This is a genomic window from Gordonia malaquae NBRC 108250 (genome assembly GCF_000344135.1).
Lineage (GTDB): Bacteria > Actinomycetota > Actinomycetes > Mycobacteriales > Mycobacteriaceae > Gordonia > Gordonia malaquae.
On sequence record NZ_BAOP01000012.1, the window covers coordinates 39,949 to 59,375 of the forward strand.

Consider the following 19,427-nt stretch of genomic DNA (forward strand, 5'->3'; position numbering starts at 1 on the left):
CCGCCTGATACCTGCGGGTAACACGGTTGCGCCCGTAGGCTCGTCGCAGCACGAGAGGAAGGGCGTGGAGGAAGTGGCCGACTTGGCGGAGCGCTATGGCGCGGACGTCCATGACCTGGCGAAGGCCCAGGTCGACAGTCAGTTCGATCGGCACCGGGCGGTCGGTGCGGTCAGACCGCCGGGACAGGCCCGAGTCGCCGCGACCCGTATCGCAGGCGGGACGATCGAACTGCAGGTGGTGGTCGACGACGTGCCTCTGCTCGTCGAGTCGATCCTCACCGTGGTCGGAGCCGCCGGGCACTCCGTGATCCGAATCGACCACCCGGCGCTCACCGTCACCCGCGACGCGGAGGGGCGTCTCGCGGCGTCCGGCGGCGACGTCGCCGAATCGTGGATCAACGTCGCGATCGCCTCAGCGCCTGACGCCGACCTCGACGCACTCGTCCGCGCGGTGACCGCGGCGCTGTCTCGGGCGGCGTCGGTCCGTGACGACACGATCATGATGCGAGAACGCATCGCAGAAGTGATTGCGGCACTCGCTGATTCCGACGCTGATCTCGAAGACGTCCGCCTGCTCGAATGGCTCGCCGCGCGCGCCAACTTCGTCGGACTCGGATACCGGGCGGCGGGCCTCGACGCCGAAGCCGGGGAAGCACTCGGCGTATGGCGCGACCCCGACACACCACGACCCTCACCGGCCGCCGTCGGCGTCGCCGTCGACCGGGTATGGCTCCCGACCGGAGTGCTCCGCAGCACGTTCCCCGTTCTCGTCCGCGCCGCTGTCGGCGATGTGGAGCACCAGTTCGTCGGCCTGATCACCTCCACCGGGCTCTATCAGTCGGTCCGCGACATCCCGGGTGTCCGAGCCAAGGTGCGCGCGGTCCTCGACGGCCTCGCGCTCGACGACGACTCGTACGACGGCCTCGCAGCCATCGAACTCCTCCAGACGTTCCCACTCGTCGAACTGATGGCGAGCGACGCCGACGACCTCACCGGGAGGATCGGTGAACTGCTCGACGCGCAGGCAGGTCGCACCCCGCGGTTCCAGGTTCGCGCAGGACTCGACGGGCACACCGTGACCGCGCTGGTCTTCATGCCCCGCGAGGCCTACTCGACGGCTGTCCGCACACGTGTCATCGACATCATCAAACGGGCGCACGGCGGCGATGAGACCGACTTCACCACCCGCATCTCGAACTCGCCGCTGGCTCAGCTGCAAGTGCTCATGCACGTCGGCGAGGCCACCACGCTCGCCGACGCCGCGGGCGCATCGTGCCGCGCGCAGCTGGCCGACGCCGTCCGGACGTGGGACGACCACATCCGAGACAGAGTGTCCGACGACGCGTCGCTCCGACTTCTCGGCACCGTCGCCGAGCGGTATCGCGACGAACGTGACCCCGCCGATGCGGCCGCCGACCTGCCGATCGCGGCAGGGCTGGAGCCGGGTGACCTCCATGTCGCCGTCGAGACCCCGGACTCCGGCGCCTGGACCTTCACGCTGTATCTCTGCGACCGCCAAGCCGCCCTCACCGACGTGCTGCCGATGCTGCAGAGCCTCGGACTCACGGTCGACGACGAGCATCCCCACGTCATCGACCGACCTGACGGCTCCCGAGTCTGGATCTACGAGTTCACCGTTCAGCCCGCTCCAGGCGTCGACGTGGAACAAACCCCGGACCTGCCCGAACGTGTCGCGGACGCCTTCCGCCGGATGTGGCGCGGCGAAGCGGACATCGACGGTCTCGGCGAACTCGTCCTTCGAGCAGGACTGTCGGCGCGGTGGGTCGCGATGCTCCGCACCTACGCCCGCTACCTCGGCCAGTGCGGATTCGGGTACACCCTCGCGCACATCGCGACCGTCCTGGGCGAGCACCGTGACGCGACGGCTGCCCTCGTCGACCTGTTCGAGGCGTCGTTCGACCCCGACACCGCAGACGATCAGCGGCGCGTCGAGGCGTCCGAACGCCTGGACCGGCATATCGCAGGCATCCTCAGCCTCGACGCCGACCGAGTGGTGTCAGCTCTCGCAGCGACTGTCCGGGCCACTCTGCGCACCACCTTCTACATCGACGCCGACGGCTGGACCAGGCCGACGATCGCAGTGAAGCTCAGCACCGGTGATCTCGCGCACGCGCCCGCGCCGCGCCCCAAGTACGAGATCTTCGTGCACTCGCCCCTCGTCGAAGGCGTGCATCTCCGGTTCGGTGACGTCTCGCGCGGTGGCCTGCGCTGGTCCGACCGGTTGGAGGACTTCCGCACCGAGATCCTCGGTCTGGTGAAGGCGCAGGCGGTGAAGAACGCCGTGATCGTGCCGGTCGGCGCCAAGGGCGGATTCGTCGTGCGACGGGGACCGGCTACCCGCGACGAGGGAATCGAGTGCTACCGGGCGTTCATCGCGTCACTCCTGCAGCTCACCGACGATCTCGACACCGCGACCGGTGCGGTCCTGCACCCGCCGCGCGTCGTGCGGCGCGACGGCGACGATCCGTACCTCGTCGTCGCGGCCGACAAGGGCACCGCGTCGTTCTCCGACATCGCGAACAGCGTGTCCGCACACTACGACTTCTGGCTCGGTGACGCATTCGCGTCCGGCGGGTCCGTCGGATACGACCACAAGGCGATGGGCATCACCGCCCGCGGTGCGTGGGAGAGCGTGAAGCGCCACTTCTGGGAGATGGGCGTCGACGTCCAGACACAAGACTTCACCGCAGTCGGCGTGGGCGACATGAGCGGCGATGTGTTCGGCAACGGCATGCTCGCCTCCCGGCACACGCGACTGGTCGCCGCGTTCGATCACCGCCACGTCTTCGTCGACCCGAACCCCGACGCGGCGTCGTCGTACGTCGAGCGTGAACGACTGTTCCGGCTGCCACGATCGTCGTGGGCCGACTACAACACCTCGCTGATCTCCGCGGGCGGCGGCGTGTGGCCGCGCGACGTGAAGTCGATCCCGATCAGCCCTGCGATGCGGTCGGCGCTCGGCCTGGCCGACGATGTGACCGAATTGTCTCCGCCGGAACTGCTGCGCAGTGTGCTGCTGGCGCCCGTCGATCTGCTGTTCAACGGCGGTATCGGCACCTATGTCAAGGCGTCGGACGAAGCCGACGCCGAGGTCGGCGACAAGGCCAACGATCCGATCCGAGTGACCGGCTCGCAGCTTCGTGTGAAGGTGGTCGGCGAGGGCGGCAACCTCGGCGTCACCGAACACGGACGCATCGAGGCCGACCTGTCGGGAGTTCGGATCAACAGTGACGCACTGGACAACTCCGCCGGCGTCGACTGCTCCGATCACGAGGTGAACATCAAGGTCCTGCTCGACTCGCAGATCGCGTCGGGGGCTCTCGACGCGGACGATCGTGTGAGCTTCCTCGAGTCGATGACCGACGACGTCGCCGCGCTCGTCCTCGCCGACAACATCGCGCAGAACGCCGAACTCGGCGTCGCGCGCGGTACGGCTGTCGATGATGTCGAACTGCATGCCCGAATCCTGACCGAACTGGCCGAGGCCGGCGTCGACCTGGCTCTGGAGGCGTTGCCGACGCCGACCAAGCTCCGCGCGCGGCGTGCGGGTGAGCTCGGTCGAGGCCTCACCAGCCCCGAGCTGGCCACGGTGATGGCGCACGTCAAACTGCTCACCAAGGGCAGGCTGCTCGCCTCGAACCTGCCGGACAACGACCTGTTCATTCCGATGGCCGCCGCGTACTTCCCGGAGCCTGTCCGCGACCGGTTCGCCGACGGGATCGCGGGTCACCGGCTTCGTCGCGAGATCGTCACCACCTGCCTGGTGAACCAGATCGTCGACGACGGCGGCATCGCGCATCTGCTGACGATCGCCGAGTCGACCGGAGCCGACACCGGTGAGGGCGCTCGCGGCTTCGTCGTGTCCAACGACGTGTTCGGGCTCAGCGCGCTGATCGGCTCGATCCGCGGCAGGCGGATCCCCGCCGCGACCGGCGACGCGATGACCTCTCGAGTGAGGCGTCTGTTGGCGACCTCGTCCCGGTGGCTGCTGGCACACCGCCCGCAGCCGCTCGCCATCGCGGCCGAGGCCACTCGGTACAACGACGTGTCGGTGCTCGCCCCGAGGCTGGGGGAATGGCTGCGGCGCGCGAGCGCCGACGCCGTCGAGGCGACCGCCTCCGAGTACACCGCCGCGGGCGTGGACGCGGAGCTGGCCCGGGTCGTCGCCGAGGTCCCGTACCGGGTCCACTTGCTCGACGTCCACGACCTCGCCGAGATCGAGGACCGTGATCCAGACGAGGTCGGCGACCTGTTGTTCGCGGTACTCGACCACTTCGGGATCGACCGTCTGATCGCGGCGGTCGACGGGTTGCCGCACGGTGACCGGTGGGACCTGCTCGCCAGGGTGGCGTTGCACGACGACCTGCTCGCCGTGCTGCGCGGCCTCACCGGATCGATTCTGGCGATGAGCGAACCCGACGAGACATCGGAGCAGAAGATGTCCGAATGGTCGTCCGCGCGCACGGCCCTTCTGCAGCGCGCGAGAGGGACTCTCGAGGAGCTCACGGCGGCCGACAGTTGGGACATCGCCACGCTGTCGGTTGCGGTTCGGGCGTTGCGTAGTGTGATCGGGTAGGAGCGGCTGGTCCGACGGCCGCCGACGATGAAGGGGGCCGCCGGAATGACCGACCCGATTGCAGTGACCGATGCCGAACGTCGATTGTTCGACGACGGTGGACGACGCACCGACTCCGGGTACGTCGTCTCGGTACCGGTCCGATGGTCGGACATGGACGTCTACCAGCACATCAACCATGCGCGCATGGTGACGCTGCTCGAAGAGGCCCGCATCCCGTGGCTGTTCTACGACGACAAACCGACCGTGCTGTTGCGCAAGGGCTGCCTCGTCGCCGACCTGCACGTGAAGTACCAGGGACAGATCAGGCACGACGAGTCGCCGATCTCGGTGACCATGCATGTCGAGCGACTTCGTGCGGTGGACTTCACCGTCGGGTACGAGGTGCGGCCCCGTGGAGCGGACCTCGACTCGAAGCCTGCCGTCGTCGCATCGACCCAGCTCGTGTCGTTCGACATCGACACCCAGCGTCCTCGGAGGATGACGGCCGAGGAGAAGGCGTACCTCGCGTCCTTCCAGCGGTCGTGACGATGTCCACACGCGGCGTCACGCCGCACCGGGACTCCGATCGGGCCGATCTCGCAGCATTCGTGTCTCGTGCACGACGCGTCGACGATTCGGGCGTGCTGCGCATTCACTCTCGTCCCGACTCCCGTGTGGGACTCTGGGTCCGCACCGGCTTCGACGTTCTGGCGACCCGATCGATCTTCGGCTCCGTCGAGCCGGGCGACGTGATCGCCGACGCCGTCGTCATGTCGTCGGCCCTTGCCGCGGGCGACGCGGTGATCGGTGTGGGTGCGCCGCCGACGATCGCCTGGCAGGGCGCACTTCCCGGCGCCAACGGTTTCGTCCAGGTGGACGATGTCCCTGCGCGTGACGTCATCGACCTCGCTCGTCGCGGAGCAGGGGTGGCGCGCGACGAGTCGGGAGCGCTCGGGCCCGCCTCGTCACTGCTCGACCAGAAGGTCCTGTCCGTCGTCGAGGGCGATCTGAGTGTCGACGTCACGATGAGAGCGGTGTTCGCGCTGACGGCGATGGGATTCGTCCGCGATGCCGCGGGCCGGGAGATCACCTCCGAATCGCCGCTCGACGCGATCGCGCCGGACGAACCGGTCCGTGTCCGCGCATCAGGCGCGTGGGTTCGCATCGACGCCCGTTTCGGGTCCGTCTACCAACGACGCTCGTCGCTGAATCTCAACGTCGGCTAAGTCTTCTCGACTCCGACGCTCGTCGAGCGTTCCCTTCGTTCGTCGAGCGTTCCCTTCGTTCGTCGAGCGCAGTCGAGACGCAGAGACGTGTCAGACGAGCCAGGCAGCGGTGTTCGGCGGGAGGAGACCCGCGTCGAGGGGAGTGCTGACGAGGAGAACCTGCCCCGGAGGCAGGGGGACGGGGACGTCGGAGGCGTTGAGCGCGCAGATCAGTCCGCCGGGACGACGGAACGCGATGCAGCCGTCCGGGGCGCCGTACCACTCGACGGTGTCGCCGGAGAACTCTGGCCGGTTGTACCGCAGCTCAAGCGCTTGCCGGTAGAGCGACAGCGTCGAGAAGATGTCTTCCAGTTGGGCTTCGACAGTCAGCGACGCCCATTCCGCCGGAATCGGCAGCCAGGTGTCGGCGCTGGAACTGAAGCCGAACGGCGGCTCGGTTCCCTCCCACGGCAGGGGGACGCGGCACTCGTCGCGTCCGCGGTCGGTGTGGCCCGAGTTCTCCCACACCGGGTCGACGAGCGCGTCGTCGGGCAGGTCGGCGTTCGGGAGGCCGAGCTCGGCGCCGTTGTAGATGAACACGGTGCCGGGCAGAGCGAGTTCCACAAGCGCCATCGCTCGCGCGCGCAGTTCGCCGATCCCGGTGTCCCCGGCGGGCGCGTACCTCGACACCTCACGCGGCACGTCGTGATTCGACAGCGTCCACGTCGGTGTCGCGCCGACGAGGTCGGTAGCCGCCAACGACGATGCGATGGCCTCACGGATCTGGTCGCCGTCGAAGTCGACGGTCGCGAGACGGAAATTGAATCCGAGGTGCAGCTCGTCGGGGCGGACGTACTTGGCGAACGCCTCGTTCGACTCGACCCAGACCTCGCCGACGTTGAACGTGCCCGGATAGTCGTCCATCACGGCGTGGATCGCCCGGTGGATCGCGTGCACACCCTCGCGGTTGAAGCGGGGGTCGTCGTCGGTGTGCTTGAGAATCTCCGACGGATGTTCCATGTCGGGGAGGCCTTCGGGTTTGGCCATCCCGTGGGAGACGTCGATCCGGAAGCCGTCGACGCCGCGGTCGAGCCAGAAGCGCATCGTTGTGCGCAGATCCTCGAGGACTTCTAGGTTGTCCCAGTTCAGGTCGGGCTGCTGCGGTGCGAACAGGTGCATGTACCACTGGCCCGGCGTGCCGTCGGGTTCAGTGATCCGACTCCAGGCCGGGCCGCCGAAGACGCTCGTCCAGTTGTTCGGCGGGAGGGACCCGTCGTCGCCGAGACCGTCGCGGAAGATGTATCGCGCACGTTCACGGCTGCCGGGTCCGGCGGCCAGCGCAGCGGTGAACCATGCGTGCTGATCGCTCGTGTGGTTGGGGACGAGGTCCATGGTGACGCGGATGTCGCGGTCGTGAGCCTCACGCACCAGCCGGTCGAACACGGAGAGGTCGCCGAACAGTGGGTCGATGTCCCGCGGGTCTGACACGTCGTAGCCGTGATCGGCCATGGGCGACCGCATGATCGGCGACAGCCAGATCGCGTCGACGCCCAACAACTCGAGGTAGCCGAGCTTGTCGATGACGCCGGCGAGATCGCCGACTCCGTCACCGTTCAGGTCCGAGAACGATCGCGGATACACCTGATAGACCACGGCGGACCGCCACCAGTCATCGGCCGGTCCCGAATTGCTCACGTACTGTTCGCTCACGTACGCGATTGTTTCACAGTCAGATGGGGCTGTTGATCAACGAATCGGCCGCCATCTCCATGTATGCGAGGAGTCGGGCCCGATGGTCGTCGTCGAGGACGTCCGATTCGACGGTTCCGATCGCGATCCGCATGCACCGCAGCCACGCGTCACGCTCGAGGGGGCCGACCTTGTACGGGACGTGGCGCATGCGCAGTCGTGGGTGACCGCGTTCGTCCGAATAGGTGTGCGGTCCGCCCCAGTACTGCTCGAGGAACATGCGGAGGCGCCGCTCGGCCGGTCCGAGGTCCTCCTCGGGGTACATCGGGCGCAGAATCTCGTCGGACGCGACCTCCGCATAGAACGCCGCGGTGATCCGCTCGAACGTCGCGTGGCCGCCGACCTCGTCGTAAAAGGTGCTCACGACGCCCATTGTCCATGACAGGAGTCGTCTGCGACGTCGATGGCCGTCGTCTACGACGCTGCGTAGGCCCTATCGCGACACCGGTCGGAGCCGTGAGCTAAATTAGTCAACGATGACCTGCACCTGGCGGGTCGTGTGCGCTCAACTCCAGGCGCGAGTCGAAAGGGTGGGGTGTGGACCAGCTCATAGTTCCCGTCGGTGTGACGGTCACCGCGCTGTGCGTGCTCTCAGTGATTCTCTGTGTCGTCGCGATGGCCTTCTCCTGGGGCGTCAAGCGTCCCGAGGTCAAGGAATACACGCTCGACCAGCGGTGGGACCGCGGACCGGCGTTGTTCACCGCGACCGACATCGATCCGATGACTCTCGCCCGGCACACCGAGCCCGGCGACACCGAGGGAGGTTCCGCAAGTGGCAAGTGGTGACATCGCGCACGTCGATCCGGCGTCGCTCCCGATCGGTTCGGCCGTCACGTCCAGCGGTCGCGTGTCCGCGGCCCTCTACCCGGGCCAGGGTTTCGGCACCCCGCCGCTGAGCCAGGATGACCTGATCCTGCTCGACGACACGCTCAAGGAGACCAGCGAAGTGGCCCGCGTGCGCTTCTCGGTCTTCATCGGCGATCTCGGCTCCGACGTCGTCGCAGGTGCGCGTGCCGCGCTCGCGAAGGCGCCCGAGCCCTACAATGGCGCGCTCCTCGCCGTCTCTCCGAACTCGCGCGACGTTGTTGTGGTGTCGGGATCGGACGTCGCGGGTCGTGTCAACGATCGTGTCGCCGAACTCGGTGTCTCGGCAGCTCTCTCGGCGTTCAAGCAGGGTGAGCTCGTCGACGGACTCGTCTCTGCGCTGCGCGTGATGGCCACCGCCGTCGCCCGCCCCTGATCTGACCTGTTCTACGCGAAGGACCCCGGCCCGACGGCCGGGGTCCTTCGCTGTTCTACTCGTTCCTACTGCTCGTTGAGCCGCGTCCGAGGCGTTGGCCGAGGCCGCGTGTCGAAGCGTGCCACGCCGCAAGCAGAATCACGGCGTGCACCGCGAGTACGACCGCGAACGGGCGGCGCGGGACCAGAGGACGTCGGCGCCGACGTCAACGCCCTCAGCGACGAGTGACCGCTTCAGGATCTTGTTCGTCGCGGTGGAGGGCAGGTCGGCGGCCACTCGGACGTACCGCGGCCACGCCTTGGGCGAGAGGTCGTCCTGCTCGGCCAGAAAGTGGCCGAACTGTTCGGGCGACAGGTCCGCGTCGTCGCGCAGGACGACCGCCGCCATCACTTCGTCGCCGACCGAGTCGGGGTCGGACGCCGGGTACACGGCGACGCGACTGATCGCGTCCAACCGCATGAGGATCCGTTCGATCGGCCCGGCGGTGAGATTCTCGCCGTCCACTCGGAGCCAATCCGATGTCCGGCCTGCGAGGTAGAGATATCCGTCGGCGTCCTCGTAGGCGAGATCACCGGACCAGTACATGCCGCCGCGCATCCGTTCGGCGTTCGCTTCGGCGTTGTTGTAGTAGCCGGAGAAGAATCCGGCGCCCGTGGTGTTCACGAGCTCGCCAATCGCCTCGTCCGGGTTGATCAACACGTGGTGCTCGTCGAACTCGGCCGTCGCGCATCTGCGTGCGGTGTCGGAGTTGTACACGGCGACACCTTCGAGACCTCGACCGATCGAACCGGGAGGGGTCGTCTCGTCGCGGGTGATGATGACGGCGTTCTCGGTCGAACCGAACGCGTCCATGACGTGGGTGCCGAACCGTCGGGCGAATTCGGTGATGTCGCGTTCGGAGCCCTCGTTTCCGAAGGCGACGCGCAGCGGGTTGTCGGCGTCGTCCGGGCGAGGCGCGGTTGCCAGCACATACGACAGCGGCTTGCCGACGTAGTTCATGTACGTGACGCCGTAGCGGCGGAGGTCGTCGACGAAACGCGTCGCCGAGAACCGAGCCGGCACAAGCGTTCCACCTGCGTTGAGGGCGGGGGAGAAGCCGCCCGCGATGGCGTTCGAATGGAAGAGCGGCATCGACAGGTAGAACACGTCGTCGCCAGTCAGGTCAAAACGCTGCGCGAGGTTGCTGCCCGCGAACAACACCATCAGATGCGACACGAGGACGGCTTTCGGTTCACCGCTGGTGCCCGAGGTGAAGATCATCATGAACGGGTCTGCCATCTCGACAGTTCGGACCGGTGTCAGATCCCGTGCAGAGTCGACTTCGGCGGACCACGACCGTGAATCGACGTCGATCACGATGACTCCAGGCAGGTCGAGCCTGTCGAGGAGCGGTCGATGCTCGGCGTCGACGAGTAGCACCTGCGCGTCCGAGCGTGCGACGTCGCCCGCGAGCGCCGCGCCCCGCCTGGTGTTGTTGACGCCGCACAGTACGTACCCGCCCGCTGCAGCGGCTGCCAACGCCACGAGCATGTCGGGTGTGTTTCCGAGGAGGGCGGCGACGTGCGGAGGCCGCGCCGGGTCGAGGCGGCCGATCACGGCAGCAGCGTGCCGCCGCGCGCGGCCGATGTAGTCGGGCCACGACCACTCGACAAGAACGCCGGTGTCGGCGTGCGTGAAACGCACTGCGACACCGGCGGTCTCGGCTCGTTCAGCAATCAATTCCTGGACAGTCTGCGCCATATGGCGCATTGTGGCACAGGTCTCAGTCGGCAGACTCCGCATCGAATGAACGGGCCCGCATCGCACGCGCCGCCGAGTCTCGGCCCTCCAGAATCAGTCGCCGCAGTGCCGCGGGCAGGTCGGTCGCGAGCAACGCGTCCGCTGCGGCCAGCGCCGAGTCGGAGAGATCCCAGCTCGGGTAGAGGCCGATGACAACAGTCTGTGCGACTTCACTCGTGCGTCGTGCCCACAGGCCTTCGACCTCGCTGAAGTAGCGGTTCGTGTACGGCGCGAGGAGTTCAGCCTGGCCGGGACGGGCCAGACCTTCGACGATCGACCGGACGGTGACGTTGGCGATCGAGTCGTCGTCGAACGCGGTGGTCCACGCGGTCTCCTTGGCCTCGGTGGTCGGCAGCGCGGCGCGCGCGGCTGCCGCGTGACGCGCACCGGCCGCGGTGTTGTCGCGGTCGGCTTCGGCGCTGATCTCGTCGAGGCCGATCGTGCCGTGCGTCGCGAGGGCCTTGACCAGCCGCCAGCGGAACTCGTCGTCGACGACGAGACCGGTCAGGCCGTGTGCCGCGGGATCGTCTCCGGCGAGCAGACCCTGGAGCACGGACTGCTGCTGGTCATCGGTCGTCACTCCGGCGAGCAGCGTGTTCACAAACGCCAGCTGATGATCCGAGCCGGCCTCCGCTCCGCGGGCGAGTTCCAGGAGACGGTCGGCGAACTGCGGCCAGCCGGTGGAAGCGGCCCAACCCGGCTCGGCGTACGACTCCAGGGCCGTCGTCGCCTGCAGCAGCACACGCTGCACCACGCCGACCTCCGATTCGGCGGCGATTCCGCGGCTCACCAGTTCGACGAAGTCGCGCGCGGACATCTCCGCCTGGCGGGTCATCTCCCACGCCGCGGACCAGACCAGGGTCCGAGGCATCGGGTCGTCGATGTCGCCGATGCGGGCGGTCGCGGTTGCCAACGACTCCGGGTCCAGACGCACGGACGCGTACGTCAGATCGTCGTCGTTGAGGAGGATCAGCTCTCCGCGGTGCTTGCCGACGAGCTCGGGAACCTCCGTGCGCGGACCTTCGACGTCGAGTTCGACCGACTCGGTGCGGACGAGCTTGCCCCTCGACTCCGCTCGGGGATCGGATGACGCCGAGGCGTACACGCCGATCCGCATGCGGTGGACGCGGGTCTCGCCCGCGCCGGGAGCCGCGCCGTCCTGCAGCACGGCGAACGAGGTGATGACACCGTCCGAGTCGACCTCGATGTCGGGGCGCATCACGTTGATGCCGGTGGTCTTGAGCCACTGGTCTCCCCAGTCCGACAGGTCGCGCCCCGACGCCTTCTCGAGCGCGCCGAGCAGGTCCGCGAACGTCGCGTTGCCGAATCGGTGGGCGGCGAAGTAGTCGCGCAGGCCAGCCAGGAACGGTTCGAGGCCCACGTACGCCACGAGTTGCTTGAGGACCGATGCGCCCTTCGCGTAGGTGATGCCGTCGAAGTTCACCTCGACGGCGGCGATGTCGGGGATGTTGGCGGCGATCGGATGGGTCGACGGCAGCTGGTCCTGGCGGTACGCCCACGACTTCTCGACGTTGGCGAACGTGGTCCAGGCGTTGGTGTATTCGGTGGCCTCCACCTGGGACAGGACGGAAGCGAACGTCGCGAACGACTCGTTGAGCCACAGATCGTCCCACCACGTCATGGTCACGAGGTCGCCGAACCACATGTGCGCCATCTCGTGCAGCACGGTCTCGGCGCGCCGCTCGTACAGGTAACGCGTGACACGTGAACGGAAGACGTAGTCCTCCAGGAAGGTGACGGCGCCCGCGTTCTCCATCGCACCCGCGTTGAACTCGGGGACGAAGAGCTGGTCGTACTTGCCGAATGCGTACGGAACGCCGAACACTCGGTGGTAGAACCCGAAGCCCTGTTTGGTCTCGGTGAACAGACGCTCGGCGTCCATGTGCTCGGCGAGTGAGGCACGGCAGAACAGACCTAGCGGAATGGTGCCGTGCTCGTCGGTGTACTCGTCGGTCCAGGTGGCGTACGGTCCGGCGATCAGCGCGACGAGGTAGGTGCTCATCAGTTCGGTGGTGACGAACCGGTGGACGAGTGCGCCCGATTCGGTCGATGCGGGTGCGCCGTCCGGCGCCCCGTTGGAGATCACCTTCCAGTCGGCAGGCGCCGTGACCGTCGTCGTGTAGCGGGCCTTCAGGTCGGGCTGATCGAAGCAGGCGAACATGCGCTTCGCGTCGGCCGTCTCGAACTGCGAGTACAGGTACACCGCGCCGTCTGCCGGGTCGACGAAGCGGTGCAGTCCCTCACCTGTGTTGGAGTACGCGCACTCGGCGACCACGGTCAGCGTGTTCTGCTCGGCGAGGTCGGGGAGTGTCAGACCGACGGACTCGTCGAAGTCGGTGACGTCGAGCGCAACGCCGTTCAACGTGGCCGAGACCAGGGTCGGGGCGACGAGGTCGATGAACGTCGACGCACCCGCCGTCGCACGGAAGGTGACAGTCGAGGTGGAGGTGAACCGTTCCTCGCCCGGGGCTCCGGACCCGTCGGTCAGGTCGAGGTCGACGACGTACTCGTCGACGGCGAGAAGGGCTGCGCGCTGCTGCGCCTGGTCACGTGTCAGATTCGGTGCGCTCACGCGACCATCGTAGAAGACGAGGACGGGAATGCGACCGGTGCCGCGATGGTTGAATGCAGGCATGGCTGATAACGATCGTGTTGACTTCTGGTTCGACCCCTTCTGCCCGTGGTGCTGGATCACGTCACGCTGGATTCTCGAGGCCGCGCAGGTCCGCGAGCTCGACGTGAACTTCCACATCATGAGTCTGGCCGTCTTGAACGAGGGCAAGGACATCCCCGACGGCTACCGCGAGATGCTGAAGGACGCATGGCAGCCGGTCCGTGTGCTCGCCGCGGCTCAGGCGCGTCACGGTGACGGCGTCCTCGCACCTCTGTACACGGCGATGGGCACCCAGCTTCATAACAACGGGAACCGCGACATCCCGGCGATGATCGCGACCTCACTCGCTGAGGCGGGTCTGGAAGCCGATCTGGCGGACGCCGCGCACAGCGAGGAGTTCGACGCCGCCATCCGTACCAGTCACCATGCGGGCATGGACAAAGTCGGCGACGACGTCGGCACCCCCACGATCCACGTCAACGGCATCGCGTTCTTCGGGCCCGTCCTGTCCCGCATCCCGCGCGGCGAGGACGCCGGTCGGGTGTGGGACGGCGTCGTCGCACTCGCGTCGTACCCGCACTTCTTCGAACTCAAGCGCTCCCGCCACGAAGACCCGCAGTTCGACTGACCTCGACCTGGCGGTGGTGCGCCTTTCCACTCCGAGTCTCGCCGGATATGTCTGTGCCGTGTGGCATGCTGTGCGCACTGGTCACCGAGAGGATCTGTGAGTCGAATGCGTGCGTACGAACTGGACCTGTCAAAAATCACATCTTCCTCCGGCGAGGTACAGGGGGATACTGGTGGCGTATCGGCCGTCTGTATCGCGTCGCTGTTCGAGCATCGCGGCAAGCGGTTCCTCACCGAGGGCGACGCGATGTCGGCAGTGCTCGGGAACGCCGGGTGTGGTGATGGTCCGGGCGATTCTGCATTAGTCAGTTCGTTGCTCCGGACTGTCGGGGTCCCCTCACCGTCAGTACCTCGACCGCTGCCGGACGACGTCGTTCGGCAGCTCGGTGTGTATGTGTACGCGCTCGTCGACCCGCGCGACGGACTTCCGTTCTATATCGGTAAGGGACAGGGCAATCGGGTCCATATGCACGTGTGGGGTGCGATTGGCAGCCCGATAACAACGATCGAGCCCATGATCTCGGAGCTTGAGACGGCGGTGAAGAGCGCGCGGATTCGGAGTATCTTCGCAGATGGCTTTGGAGTCGAGCACTGGATTCTCCGTCATGGAATCGTTGGAGACGATGATCCGGACGATGAAGCGTTCGCGATCGAACAATGTCTGATCGACTTCGCGAAATTGTCCAGGGTGTCGTTGACAAACGCTCAGGGTGGTCACGTAAGCACGGGGCAGGGTGCGTGCCGCACGGAAGAACTCTCAGTGGCCTATGGTGCGCCGCTGGCACCTCCGCTGCCGCGGCCCTGTGCACTGATCAAAGTGAACGCGGCTGCGGCACCTGACGCGACTACCGAGCAGATCTATGCGTGGGCCAGGGAAGCATGGCGCGCGGGACCTGACTCGCGAGGTGTAGACGGCCTACCGATAATTGTCTTCGCCGAAGACGTGATCCGCGCGGTCTTCAGGGCGACCTCCTGGGAGCCCGTCGGTGCCGCCTGGCGATTCACCGGTAGACCGGACAAGGTGCTCGAGCGAAAGTTCGTCGGCACAAGCCTTCGAGAGGTTAGAGCGGCGCGTCGCGGCGAGCGGTGGCGTCAACACGGGTGGCATCCGTATCTCTCAGAGAAGGGCGGAAGTGACACGGCGACGGTGGCGGAGGACCGAATCGCCGGATGCCTTGTCGGAGGAGCTGTCGGAGACGCTCTGGGTGCACCGATCGAGTTCTGTTCCCGCCAGCAGATCATGGCCACCTTCGGTCCGCGCGGTTTAGTCGAGTACGCCGAGGCCTACGGCGGTATCGGGAAGGTGACAGACGACACTCAGATGTCGTTGTTCACTGCTGAGGGCCTCCTGCGTGGACGTTCCCGTGCACTCGATCGCGCGGGCGGTGGTGGTTTCGGAAGTCTCGCAACAGTGGACTTTGCGTATCAGCGATGGTTAGAGACGCAGGGCATCCGTCCGGTGCTGACGCTTCCAGACGCCGCCGGGCGTTGGCTGATCGATCACCGAGAGCTTCACGACCGAAGGGCACCGGGGGCGACGTGTCTTAGCGCCCTGCAGTCGAAGACGGGTCCTGGCGAGTTCGCAACGAATGACAGCAAGGGCTGTGGTGGGGTGATGAGGGCGGCTCCGGTCGGATTGTTCGGCTACGCCATGGGTGAACCTGTCGATCGAATCTTTGAACACGGTGCCGATGTAGCGAGACTCACGCACGGAAACCCCAGTGGGTATCTTCCGGCGGGTGTGCTTGCAGCGACGGTCCATCAACTGATCGGCGGTGCGTCCATCGATGAGGCGGTTTCGGCAGCTCTCGCAATTCTGCGTCAATGCGAGGGGGCGTCTGAGACCCTTACCGCCATAGACCGTGCGCTAGAACTCGCAGAAGGCGGTGTGCCAGTCGCGGAAGCGATCCAGAACTTGGGTGAAGGCTGGGTCGGAGAAGAAGCTCTTGCTATCGCCATCTACAGCGCGTTGGTGGCAGACAATTTCGACGATGGTGTGGCCATCGCTGTGAACCATGACGGCGATTCGGACTCCACCGGGGCGATCGTGGGCAACATCCTTGGAGCGAAGCTCGGTGCGTCGGCGATCTCGTCTCAGTGGACTGACGACCTCGAGTTGCGGGACGTCCTTTTCGAGGTTGCTGAGGATATGGCGGGGTGCGGTAAATGGGACGCCCGAGCCGAAAGAGGTGCCGAGCGTTGGAAAGCAAATCTAGACAAGTATCCGCCATTTTGAGAAGTCTCGCGGATCAATAGGTCCTGGTCTCCGACAACTTGTTCGGCATCGAACCTGGCGCGACTTGCGCGGGTGGCAGGGGAGCGGGAACGGGGACGACGTTGCCGCTGCCCGTGCCTCTGACGAAAGCTCGGGGCCGCAGCAGGATGGATCCGCTGCGCGTTCGGTCGCGGAGCGCGGCGGCGCGCCAGGTGAGCACGGGGTGCGAGCTCAATGCGTTCACCAGGACGACGAAGAACCCCTTCTCGTGGGTGGCGCGGTCGGCGAACTGGTCGAAGTCGACCGCACTGAGCAGGTACTTGCCCGATGCGAGGACGCCGATCGCGGGCGCCGCGCCGTCGGGCCGGGTGTAGTAGCCGTAGTTGTCGGCGGTGTACTCCTGCGCGCGTGACAGCAGTGAGCCGAGGATCGGGATGTTCATGATCACGCTGCTGAACAGCTGACGCCAGTAGGAGACGTGGCCCGCCGCGATGTGCCCGACTTCGTGTCCGATCACGAACTCGAGGGCCTCGGGGCTGCGGGCCCGCCCGCCGACCTCGAACAGGTCCGAGTACACGACGACGAACCGACGAAAACCGTGGCCGGACGCGAACGCATTGATCTGCCCGTTCCCGGACATCACATACGCGTCGGGGACGTACTCCATTCCATACCGCGCCGCAGCCTCGACGACCATCGTGAACGCCTCGGGAAACTGTGTCGGCGTGATCTGGACTGCGTTCGCTCGAATGCTCGCGTAACCGATCCCGCGGCCGAGGAAGATGAGGAACGGCAGGGCGAGCGGAATCAGCAGATACTCGGTCACGAGGCCGATGGAGATCAAGGCGAGGATGACCGCGTAGACGCCGACCGCCAGGAGCACGGCGAGCACAAGCACCGGAATCTCCCACGGATGACGACGCGGAGCACCCGCGTACAACGCAGGCTGCTGCCAGACGCTCGTCGGCCCGGGAGGCGGGGTTACCGCGGCGGGCCGCGTGTCGTCCACACCGGGAACCGACGGGATCGGCGAGTCGGCGAGTCTGGAGCGGGGGATGGGCGCATCGGAGTCCACGCCCTCAAACTATAGTGGCGGCATGCGCATCTACCTCGGAGCCGACCATGCAGGATTTGAACTCAAGAACCAGATCTCTGACCATCTGAAGGCCGCGGGCCACGACGTGGTCGACTGCGGAGCTCACGAGTACGACGCGGTCGACGACTACCCGGCGTTCTGCATCGCGGCCGCCGAGCGCGTCGTCGCCGACCCGGGCAGCCTCGGATTCGTTCTCGGCGGAAGCGGCAACGGCGAGCAGATCGCCGCGAACAAGGTCAAGGGCGCGCGCTGCGCCCTCGCGTGGAGCGTGGAGACCGCCCAGCTCGCGCGTCAGCACAACAATGCGCAGCTCATCGGCATCGGTGGCCGCATGCACAGCACCGAAGAGGCGCTTGCGATCGTCGACGCGTTCATCGGCGCCGACTGGTCGGACGAGGCGCGTCACCAGCGTCGTATCGACATCCTCGCCGAGTACGAGACGACCGGCGTCGCGCCGGAGCTGCCCGAGCCCCCTCGCTGATCGGCGTCGGGCACCATGCCCGAAGGTCACGCTCTGCATCGGCTCGCTCGCCGGCAGCAACGACATTTCGGCGGACAGCGTGTCCGCGTCACCAGCCCGCAGGGTCGGTTCGCCCACGAGGCGGCCCAGCTCGACGGGCTGGTGTTTCGTCGTGCCGAGGCGTGGGGAAAGCACCTGGTCCACCGATACTCGGCCGACCCGGTCGGCAGGTTGGACGCCGGGCTGATCGTGCATGTCCACCTCGGCATCTACGGCACGTTCAGCGAAGAGCCGTCACCGATGGGAGTGCCCACCGGGCAGGTGCGGATGCGCATCGAAGGCTCCGACATCGGCACCGACCTGCGCGGGCCGAACGCGTGTGAGCTGTACACGCCGGCCGATCTCGACGCACTCGTGGCGCGGCTGGGGCCGGACCCGTTGCGGTCCGACGCCGATCCCGACAAGGCCTGGCGGGCGATCAGCAGATCCCGACGTGCGATCGGCTCGTTGCTGATGGACCAGAAGGTGATCGCGGGAGTCGGGAACATCTACCGCGCGGAAGTGCTCTTTCGGGTAGGCGTCGACCCGCACCGACCGGGAACGTCGATCAGCCGTGACGAGTTCGACGAGATGTGGGCCGACCTGCTTCACCTGATGCCGATCGGCGCCCGGCACGGCAAGATCCACGTCGTGCGACCGGACGACGATCACGGCGCCCCCGCGTACGCCGTAGACCGGCCGCGGACCTACGTCTACCGCCGCACCGGTGAGGAGTGCCGACTGTGTCGAACACCGATCGCCTGGGAGGACATGGAGGGCCGCAACCTGTTCTGGTGCCCGTCCTGCCAGTCGTGACTTCTCAGAAATCCCACAGTCGCAGCGACCGTCGTTTGTCAGAGTCGACGTGCAGAGTGGTCTTCATGAACAGAACCACCGAACCGATCACGGTGTTCGCCGTCGGCGGCACCGGTGAGTCGTACCCCGCCGACAACCGCACGCACGTCACCGGAATGCTCGCCGCGGTGACCGACCAGCTCGACTCCCGATTCGTCAGTCGATGGGTGCCGTATCCGGCCAGCTACGGTCCGACGGCAGGGCGCCACGGGATCGCGTATGTCGACAGCGTCGCATGCGGCGTGGCCTCATTGGCCGCTTCGATCCGTGACACCGACGGACCGATCATGCTGATCGGCTACTCGCAGGGCGCGGCCGTGATCCGCACGTTCCTCGCTCACCCCGCATCGTCGAACCCCGTCTCGAAGGTGACCGCAGTCGGGTTCGTCGCTGACCCGCATCAGCCGCGAGGCGCTGTCGACGGGTGCACCGGGTGGGGAGTCGCCGGGCCGGGAGCGCCGCTCCCGGGCGACGTGCCCGCGTGTTGGGTCGGTGTGGCCGACGACGTCATCTGCAATGCGACGGACGACTCGCTGATCCGCGACATCGCCGACCTCACCGACTCACTGTCGATGCTGCACGTCCGCCGTTGGATGACGGCGATGGGTTCCGCGGTGATCGGCAGACGGATGCAGAACGCCGCGCGCACGTCGGTCTCCCCACGTCAGTGGAGGCGGGACGTTCACCGCATCGCCACCGCAGCCCGGGAAGTCCGGGGATACCTGCCGTCGGTGCTGCCGGTCGGGCGCTGGTCGATCACGAATCGGTCCGGAGGCCGCCACGTGTCGTATGCGGCCGAGCCGTACCGGCATGCGCCGCTCACCGATCCGGACGTGACGGGATGCGAGATGCTCGCGGCCTGGATGCAGGTGGAGGCCACGATGTCGTACCGCCACCAGGCGCCTGCGACAGCTGTCGCCGCGTAAAGTCGTCACCAACGAGACAGGG

The 19,427-nt window shown here is 66.8% G+C and carries 15 protein-coding genes; 10 read left to right on the forward strand and 5 right to left on the reverse strand.

Annotation, left to right across the window (positions count from 1 at the left end; genetic code table 11):
- The first annotated feature begins 64 nt into the window (after positions 1-64).
- Genes GM1_RS09485 through GM1_RS09495 form a run of 3 tightly spaced genes read left to right on the forward strand, consistent with a single transcriptional unit; the run spans position 65 to position 5,805 of the window.
- Entirely contained in the window at positions 65-4,597 is a 4,533-nt protein-coding gene (locus tag GM1_RS09485) for an NAD-glutamate dehydrogenase (RefSeq protein ID WP_008378334.1), read from the forward strand.
- Positions 4,598-4,642: 45 nt separating this feature from the next.
- Positions 4,643-5,125, forward strand: coding sequence for an acyl-CoA thioesterase (locus GM1_RS09490; protein WP_008378335.1), 483 nt, complete (start codon positions 4,643-4,645; stop codon positions 5,123-5,125).
- A 2-nt stretch (positions 5,126-5,127) separates the two neighbouring features.
- Positions 5,128-5,805, forward strand: coding sequence for a DUF8185 domain-containing protein (locus GM1_RS09495; protein ID WP_008378336.1), 678 nt, complete (start codon positions 5,128-5,130; stop codon positions 5,803-5,805).
- 90 nt (positions 5,806-5,895) lie between these two features.
- Here GM1_RS09495 and GM1_RS09500 read toward each other — a convergent pair whose 3' ends face one another.
- Both GM1_RS09500 and GM1_RS09505 read right to left on the reverse strand, forming a co-directional pair.
- Complete coding sequence (locus tag GM1_RS09500; protein WP_008378337.1) at positions 5,896-7,494, reverse strand: glycoside hydrolase family 13 protein; 1,599 nt, start codon at positions 7,492-7,494, stop codon at positions 5,896-5,898.
- Between the two features lie 19 nt (positions 7,495-7,513).
- Positions 7,514-7,906, reverse strand: coding sequence for a globin (locus GM1_RS09505; protein ID WP_008378338.1), 393 nt, complete (start codon positions 7,904-7,906; stop codon positions 7,514-7,516).
- Positions 7,907-8,070: 164 nt separating this feature from the next.
- On the opposite strand from GM1_RS09505, the gene ctaJ reads away from it, so the two are divergent.
- Positions 8,071-8,319 (forward strand): aa3-type cytochrome oxidase subunit CtaJ, encoded by a 249-nt coding sequence (gene ctaJ / locus GM1_RS09510; RefSeq protein WP_008378339.1) that lies wholly within the window; start codon positions 8,071-8,073, stop codon positions 8,317-8,319.
- A complete protein-coding gene (locus GM1_RS09515) occupies positions 8,306-8,773 on the forward strand; it encodes a DUF5130 family protein (RefSeq protein ID WP_008378340.1) in 468 nt (155 codons plus the stop codon). Before ctaJ ends, GM1_RS09515 begins: the two co-directional genes overlap by 14 nt.
- 138 nt (positions 8,774-8,911) lie before the next feature.
- Here GM1_RS09515 and fadD1 read toward each other — a convergent pair whose 3' ends face one another.
- Together fadD1 and pepN are read right to left on the reverse strand one after the other, a co-directional pair.
- Positions 8,912-10,513: a fatty-acid--CoA ligase FadD1 gene (fadD1, locus tag GM1_RS09520; RefSeq protein WP_040519794.1), complete on the reverse strand. Its 1,602-nt coding sequence runs from the start codon at positions 10,511-10,513 to the stop codon at positions 8,912-8,914.
- 22 nt (positions 10,514-10,535) lie between these two features.
- Positions 10,536-13,145 (reverse strand): aminopeptidase N, encoded by a 2,610-nt coding sequence (pepN, locus tag GM1_RS09525; protein WP_008378342.1) that lies wholly within the window; start codon positions 13,143-13,145, stop codon positions 10,536-10,538.
- Positions 13,146-13,206: 61 nt separating this feature from the next.
- On the opposite strand from pepN, the gene GM1_RS09530 reads away from it, so the two are divergent.
- Positions 13,207-13,815, forward strand: a complete 609-nt coding sequence (locus GM1_RS09530) for a mycothiol-dependent nitroreductase Rv2466c family protein (RefSeq protein ID WP_008378343.1) — start codon at positions 13,207-13,209, stop codon at positions 13,813-13,815.
- 105 nt (positions 13,816-13,920) lie between these two features.
- Entirely contained in the window at positions 13,921-16,050 is a 2,130-nt protein-coding gene (locus tag GM1_RS21905) for an ADP-ribosylglycohydrolase family protein (protein ID WP_008378344.1), read from the forward strand.
- A 13-nt stretch (positions 16,051-16,063) separates the two neighbouring features.
- On the opposite strand, the gene GM1_RS09540 is transcribed toward GM1_RS21905, so the two are convergent.
- A complete protein-coding gene (locus GM1_RS09540; protein WP_008378345.1) occupies positions 16,064-17,104 on the reverse strand; it encodes a M48 family metallopeptidase in 1,041 nt (346 codons plus the stop codon).
- 22 nt (positions 17,105-17,126) lie between these two features.
- On the opposite strand from GM1_RS09540, the gene GM1_RS09545 reads away from it, so the two are divergent.
- The 3 genes from GM1_RS09545 (at position 17,127) to GM1_RS09555 (ending at position 19,405) form a co-directional block, all read left to right on the forward strand.
- Positions 17,127-17,606 (forward strand): ribose-5-phosphate isomerase, encoded by a 480-nt coding sequence (locus GM1_RS09545; protein WP_008378346.1) that lies wholly within the window; start codon positions 17,127-17,129, stop codon positions 17,604-17,606.
- Between the two features lie 15 nt (positions 17,607-17,621).
- Positions 17,622-18,440, forward strand: coding sequence for an Fpg/Nei family DNA glycosylase (locus GM1_RS09550; RefSeq protein WP_008378347.1), 819 nt, complete (start codon positions 17,622-17,624; stop codon positions 18,438-18,440).
- 65 nt (positions 18,441-18,505) lie between these two features.
- Positions 18,506-19,405, forward strand: coding sequence for a PE-PPE domain-containing protein (locus GM1_RS09555; RefSeq protein WP_008378348.1), 900 nt, complete (start codon positions 18,506-18,508; stop codon positions 19,403-19,405).
- Positions 19,406-19,427 lie beyond the last annotated feature (22 nt).

Bases quoted from the DNA above. Each gene is read 5' to 3' on its own strand.
- fadD1 (WP_040519794.1), bottom strand. From the start codon at position 10,513: ATGGCGCAGACTGTCCAGGAATTGATTGCTGAACGAGCCGAGACCGCC.
- GM1_RS09550 (WP_008378347.1), top strand. From the start codon at position 17,622: ATGCCCGAAGGTCACGCTCTGCATCGGCTCGCTCGCCGGCAGCAACGA.
- GM1_RS09530 (WP_008378343.1), top strand. From the start codon at position 13,207: ATGGCTGATAACGATCGTGTTGACTTCTGGTTCGACCCCTTCTGCCCG.
- GM1_RS09495 (WP_008378336.1), top strand. From the start codon at position 5,128: ATGTCCACACGCGGCGTCACGCCGCACCGGGACTCCGATCGGGCCGAT.
- GM1_RS09545 (WP_008378346.1), top strand. From the start codon at position 17,127: ATGCGCATCTACCTCGGAGCCGACCATGCAGGATTTGAACTCAAGAAC.
- GM1_RS09490 (WP_008378335.1), top strand. From the start codon at position 4,643: ATGACCGACCCGATTGCAGTGACCGATGCCGAACGTCGATTGTTCGAC.
- GM1_RS21905 (WP_008378344.1), top strand. From the start codon at position 13,921: ATGCGTGCGTACGAACTGGACCTGTCAAAAATCACATCTTCCTCCGGC.
- GM1_RS09505 (WP_008378338.1), bottom strand. From the start codon at position 7,906: ATGGGCGTCGTGAGCACCTTTTACGACGAGGTCGGCGGCCACGCGACG.
- GM1_RS09555 (WP_008378348.1), top strand. From the start codon at position 18,506: ATGAACAGAACCACCGAACCGATCACGGTGTTCGCCGTCGGCGGCACC.